This is a genomic window from Amycolatopsis sp. MEPSY49, from assembly GCF_051337345.1.
GTDB lineage: Bacteria > Actinomycetota > Actinomycetes > Mycobacteriales > Pseudonocardiaceae > Amycolatopsis.
The window spans coordinates 17,235-32,152 of record NZ_JBDLYJ010000010.1; the positions used below are offsets into that span (position 1 = coordinate 17,235).

Genomic DNA, 14,918 nt, shown 5'->3' on the forward strand with positions numbered 1-14,918 from the left:
CATGGTTTCGGGTCGCCCGAGGCGGTCAACACCCGGATTCCGACCAGCCGGATCAACATCACCGTGGTCTGCTTCGCCCGCGACGACGGTATGCAGCCGCTCAGGGCTCGTCAAGTCCGTGGCGAGAACGTGATCTTGGAACGGTGACCCGTCCACACTTGCTGCCTGCGCTTGGAAAGTCCACCACCGAAAGTCGTGACCTTCGTCCCAGGCCGACTTCCGTTCCGCCCCTTGGGTGCAGGCTCTTCGGTGGTGCGATCGACCCAACGGTCCCGGCGGGTTCCGCTACGTACGGAACGGCCGGACGGTTCGGTGAGAAAGGTCACGGACACGCCACGACGAGCAGGGTCGGCCTCTTCGTCCGGGGTTCGCGGTCTCGGCAAAGCGGAATTGCGCGGCATTCGACACCGTCACCGCGGATTCCCCGGACGGTGAGCCCGAATTCCCGCTATTCCGCATTCGCAGTGGTTCGACCACTGCGCGTGGCACCCGCGAGGGACCTGGAACCGGTTCCGCGGCCGTCAGCCCGGGAACTCGTCGGCGAGGGTGTTCCAGAACTGCAGTTCGTAGCTCTGGAAGAGCCGGGCGTAGAGGTGGGCTTCGCGTTCGTCGAGCCGGTGCGCGTCGATCCCGGCCTGGATCGCGGCGAGCGCTTGTTCTTCGATTTCCGGAACGTCCGCGGCGAAGAAGTCGAAGAACGCGCACGCGTCGTCGCGGAAGCCGTAGTGGCGGCGCATGCCCGCGGCGACGTCCGCGCAGTAGCGGCCGAAGGCGGCGAAGTTCGCGAAGATCCCCGCCGCGGTCGCCGAGGACTCGCCGTTCAGCGCGAGCCACGCGACGTACGCCGGGTAGGCCTGGCAACCCGCGCGCGGCCGTTCCTTCCCGTGGTCCGGACCAGCCGCCGCGACCAACGCGTCGAGCATCGCATTCGCCTGCTGCTCCCCCGGTGCGAGACCGCCGAAGAACGTGCGCGCGTTCGATTCGTCGGCGCGGGCGGCGAGCGCGTGGAAGCTGCGCCAGTCCGACAGCGTGATCCGCTTCTCCTCCGCGGCGAGCGCCGCGAACACCGCGCGCGGCGCGCGGCCGGCGGTGATCAGCGGGACGAGCCGGTTGTCGCCGTCCCGCGGCGCGAGCTCCGCCTGGATCTCGTCGAGCAGTTTCCGAGCCGACCGCGTCATCGCTTCCCCCTAGAAGTCCACCTCCATTGAACCGGAGTTCGCGCGCCACCGCCCGTGTGCACTGTGGACAGTCGTGGGGAGCTGACGTGCGGCAGCCGTGTGAAGGCAGCGTTTGACGTGGCCGCGATTCTCTATCCACCTCGGCGGGGAGCCAATACAGTGTGGGCCATCTTCAGCACCGAGGAGGCCAGCGTTGACCACCCCGTCCGTCGCCGAGCAGACCGAAGGCCTGACGATCCCGCGGCTGCTGCACCGCAACGCGGTCGACTACCCGGACCTGCCGGCGATCACCTCGCTCGACATCGAAGGCAAGCCGACGCTCAGCTGGCTGGAGTTCCGCACCGCGATCGCGGAGGTCTCGCGCGGCCTCGCCGGGCTCGGGCTCGCCGCCGGCGACCGGATGCTGATCATGGCGCCCGGCTGCCCGGACCACATCATCGCCGACCTCGCCGCGACGCACCTCTCCGCGATCCCGTGCACCGCCTACGCCACGCTCAGCCCGGACCAGATCCGGTACGTCGCGCGGCACAGCGCGGCACCCGTCGTCGTGCTCGGCGGGGAGACCGAGCTGGCGCGCTGGCGGCAGGTGCTCGACGACCTCCCGGCCCTGCGCCACGTCGTCGTCATGGACGAGTCGGCGATCCCGGAGGGCGACGACCGGTTCCACTCCTTCGCTTCCGTGCGCGAACAGGGCCGGGAAGCGCTTGCCGCCGACCCCGACGTGTTCGAGCGGTCGTGGCAGGAGATCAAGCCGGACGACCCGCTGTCGATGATCTACACCTCCGGCACGACCGGTGACCCCAAGGGCGTCGTGCTGTCGCACCGCAACGCGATCCACCAGGCGTACGCGGTGACCGAGCTGCACCACCCGCCGATGCACGCGTCGAACATCGCGTACCTGCCGCTCGCGCACATCGCCGAGCGGGAGCTGTCGATCTACCTGCCGATCGTCTGGGCCGGGCACGTGCACACGCTCGCCGACCCGGCCGGCGTCGTCGGCGCCCTCGGCCAGGTGCACCCGGAGAGCTTCTTCGGCGTCCCGCGCGTGTGGGAGAAGATGGTCGCCGGGCTGAAGAACATGCTCGGCGGCGTGCCCGAGGACCGGCGCACCGCGCTGCTGCAGGCGAACGAGCTGCTGCAGCAGGGCTACAAGCTGCGCAGCGCCGGGCAGCCGGTGCCCGAGGAGCTGGCCGAGAAGATCCGGCAGACCGACGAGACGGTGCTCGCCCCGATCCGCGCCCTGCTCGGGCTGGACAAGGTGCTGGTCGCCTCCAGCGGCGCGGCCGCCCTCCCGGTGGAGATCATCTACTTCCTGGCCGGCCTCGGCGTCGAGATCTGCGAGGTCTGGGGCCTGTCCGAGACGACCGGCGCGGCGACGTCCAACTCCGGCTCGGACTTCCGGGCCGGGACCGTGGGCAAGCCCCTCGCTGACGTCGAGGTGAAGGTCGCCGAAGACGGCGAGCTGCTGGTGCGCGGCCCGATCGTCTTCCTCGGCTACCTCCAGGAGGACGGGACGATCCAGGACGCCACCGACGCCGACGGCTGGTACGCCACCGGCGACATCGGCACGGTCGACGAAGACGGCTTCGTGACGATCACCGACCGCAAGAAGGAGCTGATCATCACCTCGAGCGGCAAGAACATCGCGCCGACCCGGGTCGAGGGCCTGCTCAAGGAGCACCCGCTGATCGGCCAGGCGGTCGCGATCGGCGACGACCGGCCGTACGTGACGGCGCTGATCGTGCTCGACGACGAGATCGCCCCCGGCTGGGCCGCGGCGAACGGCGTCGAGGCGGCGCCGGAGGAGCTCGCCGACCACCCGGCCGTGCGGGCCGAGCTGGAACGCGCGGTCGAGTCGGCGAACAGCAGGCTGGCCCGGATCGAGCAGATCAAGCGCTACCACGTGCTCCCGAAGGCGTGGACGCCCGAGTCCGGCGAGCTGACCCCGACGCTCAAGCTCAAGCGCCGGGTCATCAACGACCGCTACTCAGCCGACATCGAAGCGCTGTACGCGGCCACCCGCGACCCCGAGCCGGCCGCCGGCGCTTAGCCCAACTCGCCACTTTCGCTGAGAAAGATGCGTCCGAAGGCCCCTCGGACGCATCTTTCCTAGGGAAAGCTCGGCTTTGGGACGCAAAGTGGTCAGGCGGTTCGGGGGGAAGTGTCGGTCCACTTGCGCAGCCGCGGCGGGACGCGCTTTTCCAGGCCGTAGTTCTCCAGGTGGGCGGAGAAGACCTCGTCGAACGCCTTCTGCACCGTCTCGGTGTCCCACACCGGGCGCTCGAGGATCGGCTGCTTGAGGAACGGCTGGCCCATGACGTGCAGCTGCGGGCCGTTGCACCGGATCATCTGGCCGGTGATGCCGTGCGAACCCTCGCCGAGCAGGAACAGCACGACCGGCGCGATCCGGCCCGGCGTGCGGTCCGGCGGGCACGCGCGCAGCGAGCGTTCGGACTTCCACACCATCCGCGTGTGCGCGAGCGGGCAGACGGCGTTGACGCGGATGCCCTGTTCTTCGAGGTCGAGCGCCCAGGAGTAGGTCAGCGACGCCACCGCGCCCTTGCTCGCCGCGTACACGCCGAGCTTGCGCTGCCCGAGCGACGCGCCCGAGGAGATGTTGACGATCGAGCCGCCGGTGCCGACGTCGACCATCGCCTTGATCGCGGCCAGGCCGGTGTTCACCACGCCCATGACGTTGACGGCGACGAGCTCGCGCGCCTGCTCGGCGTCGTCCTCCCAGGGCAGCGCCTCGTAGTTCAGCCCCGCGTTGTTCACCAGCCCGTCGATCCCGCCGAACTCCTTGACGCAGAGGTCGACGATCTCCTGCGCCTCCCCGGCCTCGGCCACGCTGTGCCCGCTGGCCACGGCACGGCCGCCGTGCGCGCGGATGTTCTCCGCCGTGCGCTCGGCCAGCTCGACGTCGATGTCGTTGACGACCACCGACCCGCCCGCCCGCGCGACGTGCACCGCGAACGCCTCGCCAAGGCCACGGCCGGCGCCGGTCACCACGACCGCCTTGCCCTGCATCAACCCGTCCATCGTCGTCTCCCCGCTCTGCGGCGCGCCGCCATTGGCGCGGTCCGTCCACCCCGGCCGGCTCTGCTGTCCAGTCTTGGCCCATTCGGTCCAGTGGGGCATCGTCGCGACGACGAGCGGCCGCCGCCCTGCGCCGAGCGAATCCGGTTCGATCAGCCCGGAGGTACCCGTGGGCCGGTCACGGCCAATCGCGGGCCCCCGGAGCGGGCGTAACCCGATCGGCTCCCGAAGGACGCGGAGTCGGACGTTCCGGAGACACCGGCCCGTAATCGGCGGCATACTGTCAGTGCTTCCGGGCGGAGGGTGTGACTCCCCCGGACGGGGTCGTCACGCACGAGGCACAATGCGGACGACCCATTCACTCGATCGGGGGACGGTGGTTACGAGGTGACGACGCGCGCGACTCCCCGGCTCCGGGCCGTCCTGGCCAACCGGGAGTTCCGCGCGCTGTGGTTCGCCGAGACGCAGTCGATGCTCGGCGACCAGCTGACCATCGTCGCGCTGGCCATCCTCATCTTCGACCGGACCGGTTCGCCGCTGCTCTCCGCCGTCGTCTACGCGCTGACGTTCCTGCCCGCGCTCGCCGGCGGGCTCGGGTTGTCCCAGCTCGCGGACCGGTTCCCGCGGCGCGCGGTGCTGGTGACCGGCTCGCTCGCGCAGGCCGTGCTGATCGGGCTGATGGCCATCCCCGGGATGCCGATGGGCTGGCTGTTCGTCCTCTTCGTCTTCGCCCGGCTGGCGAACGCGCCGGGCAACGCGGCGCAGAACGCGCTCGGCCGCGAGATCTTCGGCGACGACGACGTCTACCTGCAGAGCCAGGACCTGCGCGGGATCACGAACAACACCGCGATGCTGGCCGGCCTCGCCGCCGGCGGGCTGCTGGTGACCGGTGTCGGGACGTCGTGGGCGCTGGCGATCGACGCGCTGACGTTCCTCGTCGCCGCCGTCGCCGTGCGGCTGGCGGTGCTGCGCCGACCGGCCGCGGGGGACGGCGGCGCCCCGTGGTTCGGCGCCGTCCGGCAGGTTTTCGGCGACGAACGGCTCCGGGTACTGCTCTACCTGTCGTGGCTCGTCGGCCTCGCGGTGATCCCGGAGGGCCTCGCCGCGCCGCTCGCCGCGCAGCTGGGCGCGGGCGACCAGGCGGTGGGCTGGCTGCTGGCGGCCGACCCGCTCGGCTTCGTCGTCGGGACGTTCCTGCTGTCGCGGTTCGTCTCGACGGAACACCGGCGCCGGCTGCTGGGGGTGCTGGCCGCGCTGCCGCTGGCCGCGCTCGCGGCGTTCGCCTTCCGGCCGAACCTCGCGGTCGCGCTGGTCCTGCTCGCGCTGGCCGGCGCGACCGGCGCGTACGTCATCACGGTGACCGCCACGTTCATCACGTGGATCCCCAACGAGATCCGCGGCAGCGGCGGCGGGCTCTACCGGACGGGGCTGCGGGTGGCCCAGGGTGTGGGCGTCGGCATCGGCGGGCTCGTGGCCCAGTGGCTCGGTTCCACGCACGCGACCATCGCCCTGGCGGGGGCGGTGGGACTGCTGCTGGCCGTCCCGGTCGCGGTGGCCTGGCGCCGGGTCGGCGAAGCGGAACCGGAGCCGCGGTCGTCATGAACGGATATCCCACGGGTTTCAGCCGTCACGGTTGGCCATCGGTCGCCACCTCTCCGTACAGGCAAGATCATGAATGACATTCAGCTGGGGGACGGCGAGCAATTCGCGGTCGACTCAGGCGTCGCGGTTACGCACTGGTCCACCTCCATCTTGGGAAGCTTCGACAACCTATTGAGCCGCGTTCCGGCGACCCGGCGTTGTTGAAGGATGATACCCGGCCACGGAATGCGTCAACACTCTGACAGGTACCGATGAGATTACTCAAGTGCGGGGCTAGGCTGGAAAGGAGGTGACCAATTGCATGCCGGACCAGACGACGACCCGTCCGCCGACGACGGCGGGCCCGCGCGGGACACCGCCGGGCGCCCGCCGGTGAACGAGCACGCCGACCGGCCCGGCGATCCGGCCGGGACGGTCGGGCGCGACCACCCGTACCGGCCCCGCAACTGGGCGCTGTGGCGCCGCCCGCCGGTGCTGATCGCGTTCATGCTCGGCCTGGAAGCCGTCGCGGTCGCCGTGCTCGCGGTTTCCTTCGCCCATTCCCCGGTCCCCGGCTCCCGCGACTGGATCAATTTCGTAATTCTCGCCGTCGGCGCCACCGTCCACATTCAACTGACGCAGCGGCAAGAGGAACGACGACGGAACCGGACCAAAAAGGTCCTCATCGACCTGACCGCCGTGTGGACGTTTTCCGCGGCGTTGATCCTGCCCGTTCCGTTGACCTTGCTCGTCGTTTCCCTCATTCGCACGCAGCACTGGTTCATCGCCCGGCGGCCCGCCCACAACTTCATTTTCTCGTCGATCACGCACGGCCTCGCCGGCGCGGTCGCGCACCTCACCTACGTGGCGCTCGGACCGCACCTGCTCGGCCAGTCCGGCTGGGCCGGCTTCTGGCAGGAAGCGGGCACCGTCGTCGTCACCGGCGTCGTGTACGAAGCCATCCAGATCCTCTACGTCGGCGGCGCACTGGCACTCGGGCTTTCGTCCGAACCGACCCTGCGTAACGTCCTGGGCAGCCCGGCCGACAACCTTCTCGAAGCGGTCACCATCGGCCTCGGCGCGGTGACCGCGATCCTGCTCGCCGTCGTGCCGCCGTTGGTCGTCGTGATGGCGGTGGCGACCGTGGTCTTCAATCGGCTCGCGGAACTCGACCAGCTCCAGAACGACGTCCGGACCGACCCGAAAACCGGGATTCTCAACATGCGCGGCTGGTCCGAGTCGGCCGAGCGCGCACTCGAACGCACCGCCCGATCGGGTGATCAACTGGCACTGCTGATGGTCGATCTCGACCACTTCAAGTGGATTAACGACACCTATGGACATCCGGCGGGTGACGACGTGCTCCGCACGGTTGCGCAAACCCTCGACGAAGTGACGAGACCGAGCGACTTGGTCGGCCGTTTCGGGGGTGAGGAATTCCTCATTCTGCTCCCGGACATCGACGAAGAGTCGACGTGGGACGCGGCGGAACGCATACGTGTTGCGATTGCCAAGTTGCATATAGTGACAACGGACAAGCGCGGCGATCCGGCCACGATCGCGGACCGGACGACCTCGATCGGGGTGGCCCGCCACCCCCGCCACGGAGACACGCTGGAGCGGCTGCTGCAGTCCGCGGACGCGGCGGTGTACCTGGCGAAGGAGAACGGCCGCGACCAGGTGTGTTTCGCCCCGGACACCCCGGGTGGCGGCCTCCCGGGCAGTGCCGGGAACACGCCCGGCTGAACCCTGGTGACGGCCGGCCGGACGACATGAACGAGTCGTTCATGTCGTCGGACGCGCTGAACGAGTCGTTCATGACGTCGCGGCAGCCCGAGTCGCCGGCTGCACTAGGCACCCAGCCGGACCGTCAGCTCCCGCTTCACCAGTACCTCGGCCGACGTCCCGTGCGCCACCACCGGCCCCAGCCGCAGGCTCTCGCCCCGGTATCCCGCCGACTCCAGCCTCAGGATCTTCGCCCCCGGCGCCGGCCTCGGGTGGCACCAGTGGCGCACCACCCCGCTGCCCTCCGGGTCCTTCCGCAGGATCAGGTACTCGTGCCCCAGGTCGTCGGTCACCCGGCCGAGGCCGTTCCACCACAGCGCCCGCAACGCGAGGGCCGGACCGTCGCCCGTCAGCTCCACCGGCGGGTCCGCCCGGATGTCGACCCGGAACCCGCTCGCCCCCACGAGCACCGACCGGGCCTCGAGGAAGCCGGCGCGGCCGTCGACGGCCACGGCCTCGCCGCCCGCCTCCGCCCGCGGCAGCAGCGCCGCCACCGCCAGCTCCGCCGCGAACCGCCCGTCGGCGCCGTCCGGGACCAGCGGCACGCCCCGCAGCGAGTCGGCCAGCAAGCGCGCTCCCGTCGCCGTTGCCCAGCCAAGTGCCGCCGTCCGCAGGCCCGGCTCCGCCCGGACCCGCGAAAACACCGCACCACGCCCGCTGAACCGGGCCGCCCGCACCAGCCGGGCCGCCTCGGGGGCGTCCGAGCCGAACAGGCCCGTCGTCGCCCGGTCGAGCGCGCGTGCCTGCGCGGCCAGCACCGCCCGCACCACCGCGCCCGGCCGCGCGGCAGCCAGCTCCGCCGGCGCACAGGACCGCAACGCCCGCGCCAGCACCCGCAGCTCCGGGGCGGCCGGCGAGCGCAACGCCGCACCGGGAGCGAGCCGGCGCAACGCGCACACCGTGTTCTCCACGGGCACCACAAGCGAGCCCACCGCACGCCCTCCTGGTCGCCGCACCCCCGTCCGTCATTCTCCCGGGTCGGCGCCGGTCGCGGAACGTAAGAAAGGGCAGCCCCGAGAGCCACCCGATCGGGCAGCGCGATCCCGGGGGTTATCCCCGTGTCGCCTTCCGGGCGGGGCTGGCACCCTGGGACCATGCCAGCCCCGACCCAGCCGCCGCGTGTCCGCCGCCCCTGGTCGACGTCCGGCTGGCTGCTGCTGGTCCTGCTGGTCGTCTTCGCCTTCGGCCTGATCGCCTCGCGCCCGCCGGCGCCGCCGGACCAGGGCCCGCCCACCGGCGACGTCCTGGCCGCGCGGAACGCCATCGAGGCGCTCGTCCACCCCGGCCCGCACCCCGACGCGCTCGCGCGGCTGCCGAAGGACTTCACCGCGCTCAGCGGCGTCACACCCGGTGCGATGCCGGCGCGCGACGGCACCGTCCGCGCCGTGCACACCGACGGCGGCTGCTCGACGCCGTGGGGCGACGACAACACGAAGTGGGACTACGCCGTGCCGTGCAAGGCGCACGACCTCGGCTACGACCTGCTGCGCTACGCCGACCGCAAGGGCCACCCGCTCGGCCCCGAAGTCCGCGAAGCGCTCGACAACCAGCTCTCCCACGACATGCACCACGCCTGCGACCTGAACCCGATGAACTCGGCGGGCACCTGCCGGGTCGTCGCGACGCTCTACTCGGCCGGCCTGGTCGTCAACTCGTGGCACCAGCGCTGGGGCCCGCCGGTCGGCGACCCGATCGGCCCGATGGTCGCCGGCGTGCTCGTGATCGCCTGCCTGCTCGTGTTCCGGCTGCGCGGCTGGCTGCGCGCGCGACGCGAGCCGCGGGTGCCGGCGCCCGCCGTCGCCCCCGCCGAAGTCAGCCGGTGGGCGCTGCTCGGCGCGGGCGGAGTCGTCCTGCTGCTCGTCGGCGAGTCGGTGACGGCGCTCGCGCACTGGGCCGGCGCGCCCGAGGCGTCCCTCTGGCCGGTGACCTGGCTCGCCCAGCTCGCCCCGCTGATCTTCTTCGCCGGCGGCCACGCCAACGCGGCGGGCTGGCGCGCCGAACAGGACCACGGCGGCGGCTACCGCCACTTCCTGGCCGAACGCGCGAGCCCGCTGCTGCGGCCGGCGCTGATCTTCGCCGTCGTCGCCCTCCTGACGCCGCTCGCGCTCGAACTGCTCGGCATCCCGGCCGGGACGACGGCGACGGTCATGCGGATCGCGCTGCACCCGCTGTGGCTGCTCGGGGTCTACCTGCTGACGATCGTCTGCGCGCCGCCGCTGCTGGCCCTGCACCGCCGCGCCCCGGTGAGCGCCGCGGCCGGGCTGCTCGCGGTGGTCGTCGCCGGGGAAGCGACCGCGAACTGGATCGGCTCGCCCCTGCCCCGCTTCGCGGCGACGTTCGCCCTCGCGCTCCTCGCTCAGCAACTCGCCTTCGCGCACGCTGACGGCGTACGCCCGTCGCGACGCCTGCTCGCCGCGGCCGCCGCCACCGGGGTCGCGGGCCTCGCCGTGGCGAGCGTCCTGCGGGCCGGGCCACCCGTCCTGCTCGGCAGCCCGGGCGCCCCGGCGGCGTTGTCGGCCCCGCCGTGGGGCGTGCTGCTGCTCGGCCTGGTCCAGCTCGGCGTGCTCGGGCTCGTGGCCGGCCCGCTGACCCGGCTCGGCGACCGGCCCCGCGTCGCCGCCGCCTGCCGGTTCGTCCTGCGCGCGCCGATGAGCCTCTACCTGGCGTTCCTCGCCGGGATGCTGCTGCTGGTCGCCGTCGTCTACCTGCCCGGCCGGATCGCCGACGGGCTGAGCTGGCTGGTCCGGCCGCGCACGCTGGTCGCGGTCGGGCTGCTCGCGGTGCCCGCGACCCTGGTGTTCTGGTGGTTCGAGCGGCACGCCCACGGCGTCCGGCGGCCCCGCGCGGCCGAGCTCCCCGGGCGCCGGACGGTCGTCCTGACCCGGGCCGCGGCGGCGTTCGGCATCGGCTACGCGACGCTCGGCGTGTTCGGCTTCGCGCTGACCCGCTTCGGCGGGGTGGCCGCCGACGCCGACCTGCTGGGCCTGCGGCTGGACCCGATCCAGAGCCTGGTGCACCTGCTGCTCGGGGTGTTCCTGCTGCACACGATCCGGCTCGGGGCCGGCGCGGCGACCGGGACCTGGCTCACCACGGCGCTCGCCTGCGCCCCCTCGCTGCTGTTCGCCGACGGCGGCGGCACGTCCGAGCTCCTCGGCGTCACGCTCCACGCGGCGACCGCCGGGTTCGCCCTGCTCGCGGCCGCCGGCACGCTGCTGCCGGCTCGCAGACCGGCAAATGCGACGTCCTGACCAGGCGTAACCCGCGCGGATGCGGGAAACTGGGTGGTGCGTGCCACATTCACCGGGGGATGTGTAACGCTACGGCAACCAGGTGAGGGCACCATGCGTCCCAACCCCAGGACCACCGATCGAAGCAGTGAGGAGTCGCCCGCGTGGATCACCCGCCTCGGAACGGGCAAGGCGACCGCCGCCCCGCCCGGCCCTGGCAGGACGAGCCAGGCCGGCGCGGCACCCCGCCGCCCCGCCGTCCCGCGCCCCGCCGTGAACCGGTGGACGCGCGCCGGAGCGCTCCGCCGGCCCGCCGGCCCCAGCCGAAACCGGCCCCGCGCGCCCGCCGCAACTCCTTCCGCGGCGCGAAGATCGCGCTGGCCGTCGTGTCGCTGCTGGTGATGGGCCTGACCGGGTACGCGTGGGCCGCCATGCAGGGCCTGGTGAACGGGCTGAACTACGCGAACGTGCTCAGCGACGGCGGTGGCGGCGACAAGCCCGCCGACGGCGCCCGCGACATCCTGCTGGTCGGCCTGGACAGCCGCACCGACGCCCAGGGCAACCCGCTCTCGCGCGAGGTGCTCGACGAGCTGCGCGCCGGCGAGGCCGACGGCGAGCTCAACACCGACTCGCTGATCTTCGTGCACATCCCGAACGACGGCAGCAAGGCCGTCGCGATCTCGCTGCCCCGCGACACCTACGTCGACATCCCCGGCGGCTACGGCAAGCACAAGATCAACTCCGCCTACGCCCGCGCGATGCTGTCGGCCCGCAAGGACCTGCAGAAGCAGGGCGTCACCGACCCGAAGGAGCTCGACGTCAAGGCCAACCAGGCCGGGGCGAAGGAGCTCATCGAGACCGTCGAGAAGCTCACCGGGTCGACCATCGACAACTACGCCGCGGTCAACCTGCTCGGGTTCAGCGACATCACCAAGGCCATCGGCGGCGTCGACGTCTGCCTCAACAACAACGTCAAGGACCAGTACTCCGGCGCGGACTTCACCAAGGGGCAGCACACGATCTCCGGTGTGCAGGCCCTGGAGTTCGTCCGGCAGCGCCACGGCCTGCCCAACGGCGACCTCGACCGGGTCGTCCGCCAGCAGGTGTTCATGGCGGGCATGGCCCGCAAGGTGCTCTCGGCGGGCACGCTGACCAACCCGGGCAAGCTGTCCGACCTGATCGACGCCATCAAGAAGTCGGTCGTGCTCAACCAGAACTGGGACATCTTCGGGTTCGCCCAGCAGATGAAGGGCCTGACCGGCGGCCAGCTCGAGTTCCGCACGATCCCGGTCAAGAACGTCGAGTACAAGACGCCCGAAGACGGCGTCGCCATCCAGGTCGACCCGGCCGAGGTGAAGCAGTTCGTGCAGGGTCTCGCCGGGCCGCAGCCGGGCGCGACGACACCGCCGGCGCAGCAGGCCGACCCCGCGAACAAGGCGACCACGGTCGACGTGCGCAACGCCTCCGGCAAGACCGGCCTGGCCGCGAGCGTCGCCAAGACCTTGGAGGCGAAGGGCTTCACCTCCGGCGACACGGCGAACGCGACCGCCCGCAGGACCACGGTGATCTGGGTGCCGAAGGGCGGCAAGGACAAGGGCCAGGCCGTCGCCGACGCCCTCGGCGGCTCGCCCACGATCCAAGAGGACAAGAGCGTCCAATCGGGACACGTGATGGTGTTCCTCGGCGCCGACTACGAGGGCACGAGTTCCAACGCGAGCGCCGGGTCCGGCGCCGCCGCGGGCGCGACGTCGCAGGCCCCGGCTCCTCCGCCGGTCGCCGACGAGGACAAGCCGATCACCGCCGAAGGCGTTCCCTGCGTCAACTGAAAGACGGCTGGTACCAGCGTCTTCAGGGCCTTTTCCGTAGTCTGCAAACTGCAATTTGCACACTCGGCCACCTGCCGTTAACCCGTTTGGCCTAACTCGCGCAATCGGTATCAAAGACATGCCCGGAATCGCGTAAGGGCCGGGCTCCTGCGCACTTACATACACGTGAGGGTGCACCTGCACGGGAAACTTGTCACCACCGTGCGGGTGCCGCGGGAGAGCACGGCAGGGGACATTGATGTGCTGATCGACGCTGAGGAGTATCAGCGGATTCTCGGAGACGAGCTCCGCAAGCTCAGGCGCAGCCGAGGCTGGACGCGCAAGGAGCTGAACCAGCACCTGCAGAGCGAGATTTCGCTGCAGACGCTGGCCACCTACGAACTGGGCACCAGACAGTGTTCCGTGGTGCGCCTGGTCGAGCTGTGCGTCGCGATGGACGAGCTGCCCCAGGACCTGCTGGCCAAGGTGCACCGCCGGGTGTTCGTCGACGAGCCCGGCCGGGTCCGCGTCGACCTGCGCAAGGTCGTCGCCGACGCCTCCGACGACCTGCTGCCGCTGCGCCGCTGGGCCGAAGACCGGCTGCACCAGGCCGGCGAGCACGGCGCCGGCGAGATCGCGCTCGACCTGCCGGCGCTGGAGCGCATGGCCGAGCTGTGCGGGCTGCCGACCGTCGACCTGATCGCGCGCCTGCGCCGCTACGCCTCCCGCTGATCCCCGCGGTCCCCCACCGGCCTCCTCCGCCGGTGGGGGACCGGGTCCGGGTCAGCCGACGAGGAAGTCCTCGCGCCGCACCTTGCGCGTGTCCAGCCAGTACCGCCAGGTGAAGCCCGGCCAGATCGTCCGGTTGACGCCCTTCGCGTCCAGGTACCAGCTCTTGCAGCCGCCGCGCGTCCAGATGCCCTTCGCGAGCTTGCGCTGGATCGCGGTGTTGAACCGCTCCTGCGCCTCGGGCTTGGGCTCGATCGCCTTGCCCCGGGCCAGCCGCAGCGCCTCGGCGACGTAGGAGATCTGGGCCTCGATCATGAACACGACGGAGTTGTGCCCGAGCCCGGTGTTCGGGCCCAGCAGGAAGAACAGGTTCGGGAAGCCGGCGACGGTGATCCCGAGGTGCGTCCGCATCCCCTCGGTCGCCCACTCCTTGCCGAGGTTCCGCCCGTCGCGGCCGACGATCTCCAGGTCGTCGAAGGCGTCGGTGACGTGGAAGCCGGTGCCGTAGACGATGACGTCGGCCTCGTGCTCGACCCCGGCCGCGTCGACGACGCTGTGCTCGCGGACCTCGCGCACGCCGTCGGTCACGACCTCGACGTTGTCCCGCGCCAGCGCCGGGTAGTAGTCGTTGGAGATGAGCACGCGCTTGCAGCCCATGGTGTAGTCCGGGGTGACCTTGCGCCGCAGCGCCGGGTCGCTGATCGCGCGGTCGATGTTGCGCTTGGCCAGCCGCTGCCCGAGCTTCATCACCCACGACTGGCCGTTGAAGCCGATCGCGCGCGCTTCGAGCAGCCAGTACAGCAGGTTCCGGTAGGCGCGCTGGGCCGGTGGGAACGCCTTGAACAGCGCGCGCGTGCGCCCGGACATCTCGTGGTCGGCCTTCGGCATGATCCACGGCGGGGTGCGCTGGAACAGCGTCAGCTCCTCGACCTCCGGCGCGATCTTCGGCACGAACTGCACCGCGCTGGCGCCGGTGCCGATCACGGCGACCTTCTTGCCCTTCAGGTCGACGTCGTGGCGCCACCGCGCGGAGTGGTAGGCCGGGCCCTCGAACTTCTCGATGCCGGGCAGCTCCGGGATCATCGGCAGGTGCAGGGCGCCGACCCCGGCGACCAACGCGTGCCCCACGAACTCGTCGCCGCCCGTCGTGGCGACGTGCCAGCGGTTCTCGTCGGCGTCCCAGCGCGCCCCGGTCATCTCCTGGCCGAAGCGGATGAACCGGCGCAGATCGTGCTTGTCCGCCACCTCGCGCATGTACCGCCAGATCTCCGGCTGCGGCGAGTACGCCCGCGACCAGCCCGGGTTCTGCTCGAAGGAGAACGAGTACATGTGCGACGGGATGTCGCAGGCGCACCCTGGGTAGCTGTTGTCCCGCCACGTACCGCCGACGTCGTGCGCCTTTTCGAGGATGACGAAGTCGTCACGCCCCTCCTTGCGCAGCTGGATCGCCATGCCGAGACCGGAGAACCCGGTCCCGACGATGACGACCCCGGTCTCCGTGCGGTTGCCCATCGCGCCTCCCGGTTGCCTGTGCCCTGTTTCCTGTTACTCGTCGTCCAGCTTACTCAGAGTAGGTT

At 71.4% G+C, this 14,918-nt stretch carries 10 protein-coding genes; 6 read left to right on the top strand and 4 right to left on the bottom strand.

All coding sequences use genetic code 11. From position 1 onward, the window contains the following. Positions 1 to 521 precede the first annotated feature (521 nt). The gene (locus ABFJ78_RS35360) at positions 522 to 1,178 is read right to left on the bottom strand and encodes a transcriptional regulator (RefSeq protein WP_436391529.1); all 657 of its coding nucleotides are present in this window, start codon (positions 1,176 to 1,178) and stop codon (positions 522 to 524) included. Positions 1,179 to 1,371: 193 nt separating this feature from the next. On the opposite strand from ABFJ78_RS35360, the gene ABFJ78_RS35365 reads away from it, so the two are divergent. After that, the gene (locus ABFJ78_RS35365) at positions 1,372 to 3,228 is read left to right on the top strand and encodes an AMP-dependent synthetase/ligase (protein ID WP_436391531.1); all 1,857 of its coding nucleotides are present in this window, start codon (positions 1,372 to 1,374) and stop codon (positions 3,226 to 3,228) included. A 92-nt stretch (positions 3,229 to 3,320) separates the two neighbouring features. Here the strand turns inward: ABFJ78_RS35365 and ABFJ78_RS35370 are convergent, their stop codons facing one another. Then, a complete protein-coding gene (locus ABFJ78_RS35370; RefSeq protein ID WP_436391533.1) occupies positions 3,321 to 4,217 on the bottom strand; it encodes an SDR family NAD(P)-dependent oxidoreductase in 897 nt (298 codons plus the stop codon). Between the two features lie 384 nt (positions 4,218 to 4,601). Between ABFJ78_RS35370 and ABFJ78_RS35375 the strand changes: the two genes are divergently transcribed. Together ABFJ78_RS35375 and ABFJ78_RS35380 are read left to right on the top strand one after the other, a co-directional pair. Beyond that, positions 4,602 to 5,816 (top strand): MFS transporter, encoded by a 1,215-nt coding sequence (locus ABFJ78_RS35375; RefSeq protein ID WP_436391535.1) that lies wholly within the window; start codon positions 4,602 to 4,604, stop codon positions 5,814 to 5,816. Positions 5,817 to 6,113: 297 nt separating this feature from the next. Then, a complete protein-coding gene (locus tag ABFJ78_RS35380) occupies positions 6,114 to 7,541 on the top strand; it encodes a GGDEF domain-containing protein (protein WP_436391537.1) in 1,428 nt (475 codons plus the stop codon). A 104-nt stretch (positions 7,542 to 7,645) separates the two neighbouring features. On the opposite strand, the gene ABFJ78_RS35385 is transcribed toward ABFJ78_RS35380, so the two are convergent. After that, the gene (locus tag ABFJ78_RS35385) at positions 7,646 to 8,512 is read right to left on the bottom strand and encodes a hypothetical protein (protein ID WP_436391539.1); all 867 of its coding nucleotides are present in this window, start codon (positions 8,510 to 8,512) and stop codon (positions 7,646 to 7,648) included. Between the two features lie 162 nt (positions 8,513 to 8,674). On the opposite strand from ABFJ78_RS35385, the gene ABFJ78_RS35390 reads away from it, so the two are divergent. The 3 genes from ABFJ78_RS35390 to ABFJ78_RS35400 all read left to right on the top strand — a co-directional run bounded on the left by ABFJ78_RS35390 (position 8,675) and on the right by ABFJ78_RS35400 (position 13,344). Then, complete coding sequence (locus ABFJ78_RS35390; RefSeq protein ID WP_436391541.1) at positions 8,675 to 10,828, top strand: phospholipase A2; 2,154 nt, start codon at positions 8,675 to 8,677, stop codon at positions 10,826 to 10,828. Between the two features lie 143 nt (positions 10,829 to 10,971). Continuing rightward, complete coding sequence (locus ABFJ78_RS35395; RefSeq protein ID WP_436391543.1) at positions 10,972 to 12,633, top strand: LCP family protein; 1,662 nt, start codon at positions 10,972 to 10,974, stop codon at positions 12,631 to 12,633. Between the two features lie 240 nt (positions 12,634 to 12,873). Beyond that, positions 12,874 to 13,344 (top strand): helix-turn-helix domain-containing protein, encoded by a 471-nt coding sequence (locus ABFJ78_RS35400; protein WP_436391544.1) that lies wholly within the window; start codon positions 12,874 to 12,876, stop codon positions 13,342 to 13,344. Positions 13,345 to 13,395: 51 nt separating this feature from the next. Here the strand turns inward: ABFJ78_RS35400 and ABFJ78_RS35405 are convergent, their stop codons facing one another. Continuing rightward, positions 13,396 to 14,853: a flavin-containing monooxygenase gene (locus tag ABFJ78_RS35405; protein ID WP_436391546.1), complete on the bottom strand. Its 1,458-nt coding sequence runs from the start codon at positions 14,851 to 14,853 to the stop codon at positions 13,396 to 13,398. Positions 14,854 to 14,918: the final 65 nt, after the last annotated feature.

Bases quoted from the DNA above. Each gene is read 5' to 3' on its own strand.
- ABFJ78_RS35405 (WP_436391546.1), bottom strand. From the start codon at position 14,853: ATGGGCAACCGCACGGAGACCGGGGTCGTCATCGTCGGGACCGGGTTC.
- ABFJ78_RS35360 (WP_436391529.1), bottom strand. From the start codon at position 1,178: ATGACGCGGTCGGCTCGGAAACTGCTCGACGAGATCCAGGCGGAGCTC.
- ABFJ78_RS35390 (WP_436391541.1), top strand. From the start codon at position 8,675: ATGCCAGCCCCGACCCAGCCGCCGCGTGTCCGCCGCCCCTGGTCGACG.
- ABFJ78_RS35370 (WP_436391533.1), bottom strand. From the start codon at position 4,217: ATGGACGGGTTGATGCAGGGCAAGGCGGTCGTGGTGACCGGCGCCGGC.